The sequence below is a fragment of the Kitasatospora sp. NPDC058048 genome (genome assembly GCF_042885555.1).
GTDB lineage: Bacteria > Actinomycetota > Actinomycetes > Streptomycetales > Streptomycetaceae > Kitasatospora > Kitasatospora lactacystinica.
The window spans coordinates 144467-160079 of record NZ_JBHVRT010000012.1 but is presented as its reverse complement, the minus strand read 5'-3'; the positions used below and the strand labels follow the sequence as shown (position 1 = coordinate 160079).

Here is a 15613-nt window from a genome sequence, read left to right as displayed (position 1 = left end):
GTGCTCGTCCCGCCGCCGGGCCGTGATCTGCCGGTGCTCGATCGAGTCCGTCGTACGGAGGCGCGCCGAGGAGGGAGCACCGCCTCGGCGCGCCGGTTCACCGCAGGTCGAACTGGGCGCGCAGCAGCCCGGTGTCGAGCCGTAGGGTGCGGCCGTCGGGCAGCGTTTCCAGGACCTGGATGCTGTCGTAGTTGAGCAGCTGCCGCAGCACGGCGGAGAAACCGTCCGCGCGGACGGCCAGCAGGCCGATCCGTTGCGCGAGCGCGGTGACCGGCAGCGTGCCGCCGGCGTCCAGCAGCGCCCGCAGGGCCTTCTCGACCTTGGCCAGATCGGGCTTGGTCCTGAGCAGATCCACCTGGTCCTGGAAGATCTGGGAGCCCAGCAGGTTCCCGACCAAGGTGTCCTGAGGGGAGACCAGAGTGGGCGCCAGCAGCGCGTCGCCGTCGTCGACCGTCGGTTTGAGCACGACCTCGAAGAGGGCGTCGTGACCAGGTGCCGCAGGTTTGGCCGGCCGCGGTGCCTTGGCAGGCTTCTTCGGAGGCCCCGCCGGGACCGATCGGGGTTGGGCAGTGCCTGGCAGGAGGTTCCACCAAGCGGGCTCCGGGTTGCCCAGCTCGCGCCATCCCTTCGGCGGGGTTGCCCCGAATGGTAGGAGTGCGAGAACGGGGATGGCCACCTCGGCGAGTGAAGCCCCGCCGTGGTAGCCGGCCTTGAGAGCGGTGTAGCGGGAGTCGGCGTCCCACAGCGCGACGATCTCGCCGTCGGTCTGGGGGGAGACCACCCGTGACCCCGAGAGGGCGATCTCGGCGTCGCCGAGCTCACCCCCGGGGGCACGGTGCCGGGCGGAGACGGCGCCGTCGCGTTCCACCTTGATTCCGCGCCGGTCGACCACGTGTCCGTGGTCGCTGGTGATGATGACCGCCCGCCCCTGCGCGGCGGCGAGTCGCAGGAGATCCTGCAGGCCTCCTATGTCGGAGAGCCGCCACGAGCCGTCGCCGTGCTTCTGCTCCTTGGCGAGCCGGTCGTCGACGGTGTTGAGCACCACGACGACGTGCGTGTCACCGGCCAGCGCCTCGGTGAGCGCGGGACCGAAGATCGCGCCGCCCGTCTCGCTGCGGAGGTCGTCCTTGTGGAAGACCGCCACCTTCTCCCCGCCCCAGAACCGGTGGGTGGGGAGAATCCGCTTCTCGTCGGCCTGCGTGCCCGCCATCAGCCGGGCGGCGAAGAGGGAGGTGCGGGAGACCGCGGTCACGGTCGGCAGGGCGGCCGCCACGGCCCGGCGCTGTGGGGCGCTCGACGGAACCTCGGAGGCCGCGCTCCCCACCGCCCGGGGCGTCACGTCGTACTCGGCCCAGTGCTCGCGCAGCTCTGCGCCGAGTTCGGTCGCTATGGCAGCGCTCATCCCGTCGACGACCACGAGCAGCACGCGGCGCTCGCCGGCCTTCACCACCGGGCCCATAATTCTCGGGAGGAAGGTCTCCACGGTGAGCATGGTGCCGGGATCGGTCCCGGCCGCTGTCCACGTGGCCAGGACCTTGGCGAATCGGTGGTCGATTTCACGGCGTCGGGCCCGGATCGAGGAACAGAGCCGGTCGTAGGCGGTCTTCAGGACGTCGTCGCGGTCGCCGCCCGCCTCGATGTGTTCGAGTGCCAGATCGACCCAGCCGGTCTCGGCGACATGGCGGCTGACACCGGCGGCCACCGTCGGGACCTCGGTCGACGGGTCGGTGGCCAGCCACTGGGCGAGCCGCTGCGCCATGCGGGCCCGCTCGACCCTGGTCCGGGCCGTGTCGCCTGACGCGAGCCGGTGCTCGCCGACCGTCAGCACCGCCCGCGCGAGGCGCGGCAAGTCGCTCGTGCCCAGGGCCCGGCCAACCTCGGCGAAGCGGGCCTCGAGACCGGCCGCCAGGACCGGACTGGCCTCGGCGGCCGGATGCGCACCGAACTGTTCGACCAGCGCGTCCGCCCGGTCCAGCACGGCTCCGGTCAACCGTCGGGCGGAGGCAGCCTCATCGCCGGAACCCGTTCGGCCGGTCAGCAGGAGAACGGAGACGAACTCCTCGCAGCTGCGCCCGAAGGCGGCCACCAACGCGTCCAGGGCCTCGCCGTGGGCCGGCGGCTCCTCGCCGAACCATCGCTCGGCGCGCCCGCGCGCCCGGTAGTCCTCGGCCGTTGCCGAGCCCGCGTCCGCGTGCACCCACAGGGCCGCGCAGACCAGACCGAAGGCGACCGCGTCCGGGCCGTGTTCGGCGGTGACCAGGGCCAGGAGGGCCTTGCCGGTGAGACCGGCCTGATCCTCCTCGGACAGGAACGCGGTCAGCCCTGCCCGCTCGGGCGCGCGCAGGGCCAGGAAGCGGTCCGAACCGCCGGGCGTCAGCGACCAGCGCAGCAGGGCGGGAACGTCGAGGCCGGTGTCCGACGCGGCCTGCTCCGTCCGGTCCGGATCGAAGCGGCCGATGCCGAGTCGCCGCAGCGCGAGGGAGGCAAGGGCCCCGGGGCGGGCCAGCACACCGCCGCCCAGCTGCGGCCAGCCTGCAGGCGGGGTCGCGTCCAGAAGCGACTCGGCGGCCCAGTTGTCCTTGAGCAGCCGGTTGTCGGCGCTGGCGGCACCGAAGGCCTGCCGGACCACGTCCCAGGTGTCGACGGCGTTGACCCGCTGCCGGTACACCCGGGCCAGCAGGTCGGGGCCCAGCTCCGACTCCTCCCGATCCGTCAGGACGACCAGGACCTCGGGGCCCGACGCGTCGGCGGAAAGGTGGGCCAGGACCAGCTCGTACACGGCGAGCGGGGAGGGCGCGGCCGCGACCCGGGCCCGTCGCCCCTCGCCCCAGCCGAGTTCGGGGGCACCGTCCCACTCGGGTGCGGCGCGCAGTAGGACGGCCTTGCGCCGGTTGCTGGTGAATCCTGGTTGCGAGGCCAGGTACTGGGCGACGGTGCCGGCGTTCAGCCGGACCGCGCTGGTGGTGACGACCGGGGTGCTCATTCGACCACCTTCCAGCTGATCTCGACAGTGGTGTTCGGCTCCCTGGCCGCCAGCTCCTCCAGATCGGCACGGAGCTCGGCGATGGCGCGGGCTGCGGTGGTCCGGCTGCCGCCGGAGCGGCGGAGGGGGCGGCGGGTGGTGGGCTCGGTGGGCACGCGGGGATCGCTGGTGCGGGTGTCGAGGTCCGTGTCGTCGGCCCCGGGGACGGGTTCCGGCGGGGTCACCGGGGTGACGGGCGGCTGCGGGGGCTTCGCGGCGGCCTGGCTACGGTCGATGACCTCGACGATGGCGCGCCGGGCGTCCTTGAGGGCCTGAGGCAGGTCGGTCGTAACCTCCCGGGCGAGCCCCCGCAGTTCCTCCAAAACGGCCTGGCCGGCCGGGCCGTAGTTGGGCGCGAGCTTGAGCATGTCCCAGGCGGCGCCGGCCAGCGCGGAGGCGACGGCCTCGGCCTGCTTGATCGACCTGCCGTAGCGCTCCGCCGAGACTGCACCGAGATCGAAGGCAGCGAAAACACCGATGACCTGCTTGGCTGCGCCGGATCCGGCCGCCGGTCCCTTGTCGGCGGCGATGAGCACGTCGAGCAGGTCGAGCGAGCGCCTGGCCAGGGCGAGCCGGCCAGTGCCGTCCGTGTCGTCCAGACCGAGCAGCGCGGCACGCTTGTCGAGCTGCTGGACGAGGCTGGTCGCGTGCGGCTGGTACCTGCGTGCGGCGGCCACGACGTCGGCGGCGAATCGGCTTGCGATTCGGCTGCGGCGCAGGGTCGGCGGCTTGGCGCCGAGGATGTGCTGGTAGCGGCGACCGGCCTCCTCCCAGGCCGCCTCGTCGGGCAGCGGCTGGGTACGCAGGGCATCGCCCGACTTGATAGCCGCCAGTTCGGGGGCAGGATCGAGCAGACCGCCGCCGCGCACCCACACCCTGTCGTCGAGCTCGGCGAACGAGGCGATGACCAGGTTGGCCAGGAACGGGTTCAGGCCCATCGGCTCGGGCCGGTCCAGCCAGTCGGTGAGACGGACGACGCTCAGGTCACCGGTGACGCCGTCGGTCTTGGCCTCCCGGCGAAAGTGGTCGGGCCAGCGGGTGGAGAGCTCGAAGTACGCCTCCTTCTGCTGCCCCAGGCCGAGCTCCCCGGCGATCCGCTTCATCACCGGGCGGTCCTTGGCAGGGATCTCGACGCGACGGTCGCTGGCCTCGCCGGCGGCGCGGATGTGGGCGAATACGGTCTTGGCATCCGTGGGCTTGACGACGGTGCCGGGCAGGTCCCGGTCGAAGACGGGGTGAGCGGGGTACTGGTGAGTGAGCAGCTTGCCCGCCACGTGCCGGGCGGCGTCGTGCAGCGACTGGCCGATCGACGGACGCAGGTCGGGGACGTCCGGCAGCGGCTCGAAGTGGTCGTCGAAGCCGAGTTCGACGTCGGAGCTCTTCTTCTCGGCCAGTCCGTACGCCTGCTTGAGAGCGGCCTTGACGGTCTTGGTCAGCGACTCGCGCTGGCCCTCCAGCAGTGCCTTGGCACGGGCCCGGTTGTCGGCGTTCAGGTGCCCGGCGTACTGGGTGTCGAAGCGACGCTGGTCGCTGAGCGCGTAGTCGATGGTGACCAGACGGCGGAAGTCCTGGAAGCGCGCGGTCGACAGATGGGTGGGGAGCCACGCGACCGTCCGCGGGCGCTGCTCGCCGGACTGAACACGCAGGTCGCGGATCCGATTGGCGTCGTCGACCGGCCCGTACTCGCTCTCGTCGAAGGGCAGGTCGACGACGAAACGCCAGTTGTTCTCGTAGCTGGGGCTGAACTCGTGGTCGGGCATGGTGTCCCGGTCGGCGACGTTGCCGAAGACGACCTCCACCGAGCGGTTCGAGCCGCGCCAAACGAACTTCAGCTCGTCGGCGTCGAGTCGGCCGTCGTGCGTCTCGACGCCGAGCTCCTCGGCGAGGAGGCGGCGGGCGAGGACGCGGCGGTTGCCGGGGTTGTCGTTGACGTTGGCGTTGGCGATGACGGAGTCGACATCCACCCCGGCGAGTTCCAGCCGGACGCCAGCGTTGGCGTCGGTGCCGGTCTCCTTGATCTCGGCGAACCGAGAGGCCCAGTCGGTGACCTTCTTTCTGATGACGCCGACCTCGGCACCCGGAATCGGCGAGATGACCGATCCGTAGTTGAGCGCGCCAAGGCGGCGAACGGTCAGGTCGCGCAGGGCTGGCACGCTAGGCGCAAGCGCGGACAACAGGAGGGTGCACATCAGCCGGTTGTCGCCGATGAAGTTGAGGCAGCGCTGCCGCAATTGGGCATCGGTGACGGTGTTCGGCTGGGTCCGGAAACGCTCTATGTCCTCCTCAGTGATCAGGCTCTCGCCGAGCAGATAGGGGCGGAGCTTGGTGCGGTAGAGCTTGTCGGCGGCCTGGAACTCGGCCTTCAGGCTGTCGACGAACGGCTTGTCGCCGCCGTCCGCGATCACCGGGTAGAGGTCTCCGAGCGGGATCAGCTGCTCAAGGCGGGCGTCGTTCCGGTGATCGGCCAGGAGCTGGCCCATCAGCTTCAGACCAGTGCGAGAGCGCTGGAGAGCAGAAGAGATGTGGACGAGGGTGTCCATGAAGGCGGGGGAGAAGGGGTAGGTGAGGCGGAAAGAAGCCTCGTCCGCCCCAGTGGTGCCCTCTTCTGAACCGAGCAGCACGTCCCAGACCTGGTGGCCGCCGGTGCGCTTGGCCTTGGCGAACGCTGCGTCTAGCTGCTTGCGGGCCTCGTCATCCTTCGGTGTGAGGAGGCGGGCGTGGGCGATCTGCGGGAGGTTGCGGTCCTCAAGGGTGATCTTGTCGAACCGGCCGGAGGCGAGGTTGAGGCTGTCTTGGATAGCGGTCTCGCCGGCGCCGGACACCTCCTCGCCGACCAGTTCGCGCAGGTCACGCTGGCGGGCGATGAACGACACGACGGGGATGGCGCGGCGGGAGTCGGCGCCCTCCACGAAGTTGGTGATCTTGTCGGCCTCGCGGGAGACGAACTTCTGATCGTGGATACGGTTGGCGAGCCAGAGGATCAGCTCGTCCATGAAGAGGATCAGCCCGTCATAGCCGAGCGACTTGGCGTGGGCCGCAATGACGGAGAGGCCGGCGTCGAGGGAGATGAAGCCGAACTCGTCCTCCTTCGCGTTCTGCGCGAACCCCGGGAACCAGCCTGCGATGGCGTCGTGGACGAGCTTGGCGCGTAGCTCGGCGGGAGTGGTGGGGCTGACGATGTTCAGGTTGGTCTCGGAAGCGTCCTGCTGCTCCGCGGCGAGCGCGGCGTTGAGCAGGGCGGGCGTCCAGGCGAACCCCTCGCCCCAGTCGTCGTCCTCGTCGATGTCGGCGCCGTTGTCGCCGGCCAGGCCCGCGATGAACTGCTCGTCGCCGACCTTGGCACGCAGTCGCTGGACGTCTTCGAAGAGCGCGTCCGTGCGGTAGACCTGCGGGGTCGGGGCCTCCGGGTGCAGGGCCTTGACGTGCGAAACGTAGCCGCCGAGGACGCGCTGCTCGAGGGACTTGGCACCGAGCATGTGGTACGGCACGAGTAGGAACTTCTTGCGCTCGGTGCTCAGCCATTCGTGCTTGGCCAGCACGGCGTCGAACCCGGTGCGCGACAGAGCCGCCTGGTTGCCGCGGAGCAGGGCGTGCAGGACGGCCATGAAGTGCGACTTACCGGAACCGAAGGAGCCGTGGAGGTAAGCGGCCTTGGAGGTGTGCCCGTCGAGGGCAGCCTTGATCAGGCCGAGGGCCTCGTCGAAGTTCTCGAGGAGGCGGTCGGTGAGGACGTAGTCCTTGAGCGCGGCTGCGGCGCCTTCGTCGGTGACCGCCTCGGCGAGCTTCAGGACGAAGTCCGAGGTGGAGATGGACGGCTTGATGTCGATGACATCGCGGAGAAGGGGCGGCTGGGCCGGCGTCGGGGCCATGATCTGCTTTCGTCCGTTCCGTCATCGTCGTCCTGCGGTGCGTCGCCGGCATGGGGCTCTGCCGGCCGTTTGCAGCCGCACGGTGCGGTGGTGAGCGGCGGAAGGTTCCCGCCGATCGCGCCAGCGATGACCAGCAATGCTACGTCGGGAGCGCCGCGCGATGCCACCAGATCGCGCAGAGTGACGGGGGCTGGTGACCGCCTGGCGGCGGGCTGGTTTGGTTGCGTGCGGAGCAACTGCGCTTCCTTGCCACAGCGCCGGCGCGGACGGGCTATTCCTGGTCGGGCGGCGGCTCGGCAGGGCGGATGCATATGGAGTGCAGTCGGTTGTTCGGCCGGAAGCCGACCGTCATGCCTGATCGACTCGGAGGTGGTTCCTGCTCGTGCAACAGCCTCCGGCCGGAGGCTGTTGCACGAGCTCCGCGACTGAGGGCTCAGCCCTTGGCGGTGCGACCGCGACGGGCAGGCGCCGGACGCCACGCCCGCAGGTCGTCGTCGGTCAGGCCGCGCTCACCCTGAATCTGCGCGCGGTAGCCGGCGAAGAAGTCGGCAGGGGAACCGCCGTACATCGCGTCGAACTCACCATGCCACTGGCTCAGCCAGGGCTGGAGCTCCAGCAGACCCGCGAGGTAGGGGGTCAACTCCTCGGTGGTGAAGTCGTTGTTGGTGAAGTACGTGGTCAGCGCCTGCGCCTGCTCGCGGTGGTCCCAGCCAGCCCAGCCGAAGAGATCGGGGGTGCCGGAGGTGGTCGTCGCGTAGGAGATGAACCGCTCCTTGGGCACGTCGAGCTTGCCCCGGGCCTTCCAGTAGGAGGGCTTGAGGAAGTCGGCCGACGTGTACTTCGGCGGCACAGGGATAGAGTCCCGGATCTTCTGCTTGGCAGGCTCGTCCGGGGCTGCATCCTCCTCTCGCTGAAGGTCCCATACGTGCTCCCAGTCAGCGCGCTTCTTCAGCCCGGCGGGCTTGTAGCGAAGGGCGGGGAGGAACGGCACGTGCTCGTCGGTGAGGAGATCGGCGACGACGGTGGCAAGTTCCTTGCGCGGTGCGTAGATCTCGGAGACGGAGACGAAGTCCTGGTTATGGGAGAGCGCGTCGGCGAGCTGGGTGAGGGTAAGGATGGTGGGTTGACCGTCCTGGAACCAGTGCTCGTGGCTCTCGATGCGGTTGAGCAGCCAGGCACGGAGAGCCTTTTCCTGGAGGGTGTCCCATCCTTCGGTAGCCCAGCGGCGCTTGTACTCAGGTCGCTCGATCATGCCGATGGCACGGGAGGTTGAGACGGCTTCAATGCGTTTTTGGACGACAGCCTTGTATGCGTCGGGCCAGTGGGCAGGTAGCTCGGTAATTGGGGTAGAGCCATGACGCTTGAACCACTCGTCAGAGGAGTTGCCCTTCTCGATCTGGCGTGCCAGGTCGATTTCAAAAGCTCTCTCACCCAAGGCGAGTTCAGGCAGATCAGTCTCTGGAATGCTCAAGTCTTCTGGGTGCAACTTGTAGAGCGAGTAGACCCGCCAGTCCAACTCCTCCTGCAGGGAAATCATGCGTGCACGGATTGATTCCCAGTCCCCCTTGGCCTTGTTAAATTGATTGGCGGTCGGCAGTGAAGTGCCGGTTGCTGTTAGTGAGGCGGGGCTGGTGGCGGCAAGCTCTTGGGAGAGCGTATCGAGGGCTACTGAGAGGAGAGTCGGGTATGAGGGCGGAAGAGGAAACTCCTGGATTTTTGTTCCAGTGAACTCAAAGAAGCGCTCCCAGTCTTGCGACTTGAAGCCCTCATTTACTCCTTGGCTTCCCTTGTCGTGACTAACCTGCTTAAGCCAGAAGCAGGCAGTGGAACTATTAAGTACCCCAAGAAGTTGAAGGTAATCTTCTTCGCCTGCCCCTTCCTGCAACTTGATTACAGGGGCGTGGCGATTGAAGACCCTGCCGCCGCGGTCTAGCGAGAAGTGGTTATGCGTCGCCACAAACGGGAATGAAATTCCCAGCGGCGTAGCGAAGCGCTCTGGATGCCAACGGCTCCACTCGTACCAGGTCAGTCCGATCTCTGCGTGTGTACCCCCGGGCTCTCGGCGATTCTTGAGTAGTGAATAGGTGAGCCAGAGGCTTGGGGTGACGTCGTCTCCGATTTCTGCTCGCAAGTCATCGCCGTAGGGGAAGATCGACTCAACGTCCGTTGAAATGCTCCAATCGCGCACATTGTCGCCACTGACAAGCGGAACGATGTGTTGCGGCAGGATTCTGCTCCTCTGCCAAGTTCCCGTAGATGCGAAGTAGCTATCATCGGACCCGGTATGCGTGTACCGTCCAATGAGGCGGATCCGAGAGGTCAGCTTGGCGCTGGATGTGTCATTGATAAGGGAGAAAACCTCGGCGCTTCCGCCCCCGGAAAGGCTCCATGGAGACCTGGCTAGACGAGTTCGTGGAATATCTTCGACGCTAATCCACGGAGAATTGGAGCCGGGATTATCAATCTGGCTGATAATTGCCTGCCAGACTAGCCCGTCGGCTGCCCGCAGAGGGGCCTTCGGCTCGCCCTGGATGCCAAGCGCAGATCGGACAGTCTGTGAACGCGCCAATCCAGACCGGTTCCTCCCGATCAGAATCACGGTGGGCGTTCCGTGCCCCGGAATGTATGCGCCTGCGGTATCGATAACCTCCGTGAGTTCAACCTTCTGGCCGAAGAAGTGTTCGATGAGCGGGCGGCCGAACTCGCGCTTCATGAATGAGTTCGAGGTGATCTGGCCAATGAAGCCGCTCTTCTTGCCGGCGGCGTCGGAAGATTTGGCGAGCTGGAAGAATCGCTCGGCAAAGGGGACTGACAATGCGTATTGCCGGGAGCATGATTCATATAGATCCCGATACAGTGTATTGAGCTGCTTATCCTTGACCGTGATATAGGGCGGATTGCCCACCACCACGTGGTAGCGGCCCTCATTCAGCATGCCCGGGTGATCGTGCACGTCCTCGGTCGCATAGTGGAATTCTGCCAGCTCATCGTCTGACTCCTCACCCAGTAGCGTGAGCTCGAGCTGCCGCGCCTTGATGAGGGAGTCGCCGACAGCCAGGTGAATGGGCCAGTCGTACTTCCCGGCTTCGGTCAGCGTCCGTACCTGTGCCGCTGCCATGGCCGCCACTAGCAAGCGGAAACGCGCGATGGCTACCGCGAACGGGTTGATGTCTACGCCGTGCACCGAATCGAGCGCAGCCCGCACGCGCTCGTACCGGTCGCGCCCAGGCTGGCGCTCGGCCCACAACTTCACCAGGCGCCGGAACGCGCCCAGTACGAAGTGGCCCGACCCGCACGTGGGGTCGATCATCTTCAGACCCTCGTACCCGAACTCCCGTACAGCCGGGTCCATCGCTCGGTCGAGGATGAACTCCTCCACGAACTCCGGGGTCTGCAGCAGCGCGTACGTCTTTCGCGCCGCCTCAGACAGGTCCTGGTACAGATCGCCGAGGAAGCGGGTGTCCCACCCCTCTGTCCCGTCCTCGTTCAGCTTGTCCGTGAAGTCATGGACCAGGACACCGGCCTCGTCTCGCTCGCGCCAGAACTCGACCAGCGTCCGCGCACCATCATGAGAGAGCGGAATTTGGAACAGCGGGTTGTGCCGCCGGTCGAACAGCAGCTTACCGGCCTGCCCCGCTCCCAGCTCAGCGAATGCCCGCTCCAGCCACCCGCGATACGTGGGGTCGGCATCCTCATCGACATACGCCGCGTACCGCTCGAGCGCGAGGTCACGCCGCTCGTCAGACGCCCCGGTCAGATACGGCTCCGGGATCAGTTCGTTGTCCTCGCAGAACCGCACGAACACAGTCCCGAGCACCCACGCCACCGCGACCTGCGTGATGCGCTCGTCCAACCACGAGTTCCACGTCGCCGCCGTACGCCCGAGCTTCCGCGCCAGGTCGTACTCGCCGCGCAGCTTGACCCGTACCTCCTCGACCGCCTTGACCTGGCTGTCGAGGTCGGTTTCGACCGCCTTGACCTGCTTGATCAGATCCGCCAACAGGGCCTTGCGGTCGATCACTTCGTCGCCTCTCCACTCTCGCCGGCTCGGTGGGCGTTGTTGACCCACGAATCCGGAAGCTCGATCCATTCTCCCAGACCCGCCTGGTAGGGCACGGCCGTCGTCCCCAGCCGGGGATCACGCGCCGGGTCGCTCTGTGGGCAGAGCAGCCACAGCCCCCGCCCGCCGTTCCGTGAACGCCCCGCGAGCCGGTCCAGCACTGCCATGGCGTCGTACCGGGCGAACACCCCGCCGTCGACGAGCAGCACAGGCCGCCCTGGCCCCTCCGCCGACACCAGCTCGCCGATCCTCGGCTCGACCGCCCCCCACGCCGTCCGCACGTACTCGCCGAACCGCATCGCGGCCGGCGTGCCCGGCTCCGCGCCGTCGGCGCGCAGGATGGTCTCCCAGGTGGGCTTCGGCCGGGGGTCGACAAGCTCATGCAGGGCAGCGATCAGCAGCTCCGCCACCGACACCGCCTCGGCGCCGAACCTGCTCCCGCCACCGTCCCCGGTCAGCTCACTCGCCGCCTCCCGGGCGAGCCCGGTCCGCACGGTCAACGCCCGGAAGCCGTCGCGCCGTGCCGACGAGAGCAGCCGCTCCTCCGCCTGCATGGCCCCTGCCAGCAGCGGGTCGTCGTCGTACCGGGTGATAGCCGAGATACGCGTGGTCCGCCGGCCGGCACCGGACGTGAGGTAGCTGGAGCCACCATCCACCCGCCGCGGCAGGTAGCGCATGGTCCGCGTGCCCTCGCGCAGCGAGAGGACCAGATCGAAGCCGGCGTCCCGCAGTGCCTTCGTCAGCGGACCGCCGGTGGGCAACGAGTGCCCGCCGTTCCCGTCCAGCAGCTCGGGGAACCGGGCCCGGACGCGCTCGTGCACGTCTTCCCAGGTCAGCCCGGGCTGCTGCCCTTCCGGCACACCGGGCGTGATCCGGACCAGCCCGGCCTGGGTGAGCCGAAGAGCCCGGACCAGCAACAAATCGCGCGGGTAGATCTCGAGTCGGGGTGTAGCGGCCGCATTCCGCGACGCCGCCGCGGCCAGCTCCACCGTCCGCCGCTCGTCCCACTCCACCACGCCGTTCGGTGGGGCAACGGCGCCCAGTTCGGCCAGCACGTTAGCCGCCGTCGGCAGGGTGTCGAGCTTGGCGAGCCGGTCGGCGACCTTGCCTAGCCGTTGCGCGTAGTCCAGCAGCCCGGGCGCCGACGGGGTGTCGGGGGAGTCGTCCTCGCTGACCTCCAGCGCCAGCAGCCCGGCGCCCATGCCCTCGTCGGCCGCGTCGCGGTTGGCGACGTGCCTGAACTGGGCTGCCGCCGGGTCGAGCTGTTCGATCTCGAGGACGGCCCGTACAGCAGCGAGGCCCAGAGCCCTGCGATGTCCGCGTTCCTGGAGCCGCGTGCCGCGTCGTACGGCGAGTGCATCGGCGATCTCCGCCACCGAGGCGATTCGACCCAGCGCGTGCAGCAGTTCCAGGATCTCGCCGCGCAGCACCTGGACCGCCGCGTTCTTGCTCCAGCGGGTGCGCTGCGTCTTCAAGATCTGAGGGATGCGGCCCGCGGTGAGGTTGCGAGCCTCTGCGACGTCCTTCTGCTTGGGCCAGACGCCGATGGCCGGGAGAACACCGGCCTGGTCGGGCAGACGCAGCAGCAAGCGGACCGTCTCGACCTCGTTCTCGTTGCTGCCGTCCTTCTTGAGCACCGGCACGAAGATCGTCGCCAGGGTGTCCAGGCTGACCGTCCGCAGGGTTCGCGTGGACAGCCCACCCGCAGCACCGCCCGTCGCCAGCGCGTCGACGGCGGCCTGCTCGACCACCGAGAGCTCCGCCAGCTCCTCCTTCGCGGCCTTGCGGCCTTCCGGAGTGAGCGGGCCGGCCGGTTCCTCGGCAAGATTGCGGCGCCACTCCTTGATGCGGCCGAGGACCTCACCACGGGTCTTGGGGCCGAGGCCCTTTGCGTTGACCAGTTGCCGCTGGCTGAGGTCCAGCAGTTCGCCGACGGTGTTCACCCCGAGGCCGAACACGAAGGACTCTGCAGCCGGGCTCAGTCCGGCCGCAGAGATCGCTGTCTGCCGGTTGGCCTCGGTGGCCAGCTGGTCGCGCAGTCGATCGGCGTGCTCAGGTTCGGCATCGTCGATGACTGGTACGGCAGTCTCGGCAGGCGTCCCGCCCGGCGCCTGATCGGCGGCGGTGTGGCGGGTGCGCCCCGAGCTCGGTTTCACCGTTTCAAGCTGGAGGAAGATCTTCTTCCAGGCGTCCCGCATCGGCTTGAGCTCGGGGAACCGCTGGGACGCGTCCCGGTGCAGCGCTTTGAGGAAGAAGGCCTTGAGCCCTTCGCGGACCGCCGGGTCGAACGCCTCGACGGCGATCGTCGGGTACGGCTCCTTTTCCGGATCGGTCTGGCGTGCGGACACCCGACCACCGCCCCAGACCGGGAGCTCGCCCGAGGCCATCTCGTGCAGGGTCGCCGCTACGGCGTACCGCTCGGCGTGCGCGTCGTAGACCGAGCGCGTGAGCGTCCCGATGAACGGGTCGAGGTAGCCGTCGGTGCCGGCGCTGGTGTCCTGCACCCGGTATCCGGCCAGCGAGAAGTCGATCAGCACCAGCTCGCGGGTCCGGTTGGGGCGGACGCGGATCGCGATGTTGTCCGGCTTGATGTCCCGGTGCCAGACGCCCTCGCCCTCGAGGAAGTCCACTGCGCCGAAGAGGTAGTCGCCGTAGGCTTCCAGCTGGTCGACCAGCAGACGCCCTCGCTCGCGCAATTGCCGGGCAACCGTCTCCTCGCGCCGCCGGGTCCTGACCTCCGAGGTTGTGCCCTCGTCCTCACGTTCGTCTCCGACGTACTCGAGGACGAGTACGGTCCGGCCGCCGATGGAGAGCGGTTCCGGTTCGACCAGTCGGATGATCCGGGAGTCGGGGCGGAGCCGGCCCATGACCTCGGCCTCGTGGGCCAGCACCTCGCCACGGCTGTCACTCAGTGCGACCTTCAGTACGCACAGGGCCTTGGAGCGCCGGGCCTGTGGGTCGGCCTGAAGGTCCCGGACGAGGAAGGCCCGGCTGGTGGATCCGGTGCCCAGCCGCCGACGGACGTCCCAGCGGCTGGCCAGGACGTCGCCCGCCACCGCGTCCAGCGGATCCTTCTCCGGCCGCTCGGCGGGTTCGGTTACCGCGACGGCCTCCACGGCCGGCGCCGTCAGGGAGTCCTCGACGAACTCCAGCATCTCCAGGAACTCGTCGACCGAGGCGAGCCGCTGCTCGGGTTTGTAGGCGGTCGCGGCCTGGACCAGGTCGTCGATGTCCTCCGAGAGGCCGTCGACGACCGCGCTCGGTCGTAGGCCCTCGCCGGCCTCCAGTCGGGCGACCAGCTCGGCCTGGCTCGCGGCTGGGGGCTGCAGGGTCGCCAGTAGGTAGGTGAGTACCCCGAGGCCGTAGACGTCGAGCATGATCGGGTCGGGGCTGAGGGCCGTGAGCTCGGGGGCGAGGTAGGGGTCGGCGGCCTCGGCCACGTGCGCTCCTGCCTGTGAGAGCGCCGTCGGGGCCAGCCGGGGGCTGCCCTCCGCGCTGTCACCGGAGGACCGCTGGACCGCGACCTGCCAATCGGAGATCTGTAGCCGTGGGTTGAGCCAGCCCGACTCCTCGCCGTCCGAGCCCGCGGTGCGGCCGCGCCCGCGCGGGACGACGTGGATGGCCCTGGCTGCGAGGGTGCGGTGGTAGATCCGGTTGCTGTGCCCGGAGCGCATGGTCTCGGCGAGCTGGCGCACCAGCGACATCCTGGTCAGGATGTCGAGCTTGGCCCCGTACTGCACCAGGTACTCGTCGAGCCGAAGGGTCCGCGGGTCGTAATCGAAGATCAGCGCGGGGCCCGCCGAATGCCCGGACGAATCGTACTGGCGCAGCTGTACTACACCTGGGTGCCGGAAGCGCCGCAGCACGGCGGCCTCGCGCAGGGCAGCGCGTTCGACCGAGGCCCGGAGGCCGGAGTCGGAGCCTCGTTCACGCAGGTAGATCCGGACCCGGGCGGCTTCCGGGAGCTCGCTGTGGCGGGCCAGATAGTCGGCCCAGGTGGGGCCGGAATCGAAGGACTTGCGGTTCAGCAGATACGGGCCGACCTTGTACTCGGCGTCGCTCCGCGCGATGCCGACCTTCTCCAGGGCAGCCTTGATCTCGCGGGAGGCGATGGCGTCGACCCGCCGCCGTTCGTCTCGGGGAGGCTGCTGAAGCATGTCGACCACCTGGTCGACGGTGTAGACACCGTGTTGGTCGGAGGGCGCCAGTCGCTGCCGCAGCGAGGCATCGGTGAAGCAGACCACCTCCGAGACCCAGACCCGCCGGCCGTTCTGGGTGAGCAGTCCGGCCAGCTCCTTGGCCTTCTTGTTCGCCAGATGGAGAGGGTTCCCATGGGGAACCTGGCGCCCGCTGGGCTGGGTCTGCAGCCAGGTGCCGTTACGGGACTCGATCGAGCCGTGCCAGTCCTTCAGCTCGATCAGGTAGACCCCACCCGGGGCCACGACCAGTAGGTCCACCTCGCGGACGTGCCCGGTGTTGGCGGTGAAGGTGAAATTGGACCACGCCCGCCACGGATCGGCGTTCGGCAGTTTCTCCCGGATCGCTTCCAGGCCGCGGCGCTCGTGCTGGAACTCCGAGTCGGTGACCGTTACCCACCGGCCGTCCCGCATGCGCCCTCACCGCTTCTTTTCGCATTGTGCTTCGTTGCTGCTCAGCAGCCGG

The 15613-nt window shown here is 68.6% G+C and carries 4 protein-coding genes; all 4 read right to left on the bottom strand.

The features are described 5' to 3' along the window. Positions 1–97 precede the first annotated feature (97 nt). The 4 genes from pglZ to pglW all read right to left on the bottom strand — a co-directional run bounded on the left by pglZ (position 98) and on the right by pglW (position 15561). The gene (gene pglZ, locus ACFVVA_RS16045) at positions 98–2983 is read right to left on the bottom strand and encodes a BREX-2 system phosphatase PglZ (protein ID WP_387689884.1); all 2886 of its coding nucleotides are present in this window, start codon (positions 2981–2983) and stop codon (positions 98–100) included. Next, complete coding sequence (locus tag ACFVVA_RS16040; protein ID WP_387689882.1) at positions 2980–6891, bottom strand: phage resistance protein; 3912 nt, start codon at positions 6889–6891, stop codon at positions 2980–2982. Before ACFVVA_RS16040 ends, pglZ begins: the two co-directional genes overlap by 4 nt. A 433-nt stretch (positions 6892–7324) precedes the next feature. Continuing rightward, the gene (gene pglX / locus ACFVVA_RS16035) at positions 7325–10912 is read right to left on the bottom strand and encodes a BREX-2 system adenine-specific DNA-methyltransferase PglX (protein ID WP_387689881.1); all 3588 of its coding nucleotides are present in this window, start codon (positions 10910–10912) and stop codon (positions 7325–7327) included. After that, positions 10909–15561: a BREX system serine/threonine kinase PglW gene (pglW, locus tag ACFVVA_RS16030; protein ID WP_387689880.1), complete on the bottom strand. Its 4653-nt coding sequence runs from the start codon at positions 15559–15561 to the stop codon at positions 10909–10911. Before pglW ends, pglX begins: the two co-directional genes overlap by 4 nt. Between the last annotated feature and the right edge of the window lie 52 nt (positions 15562–15613).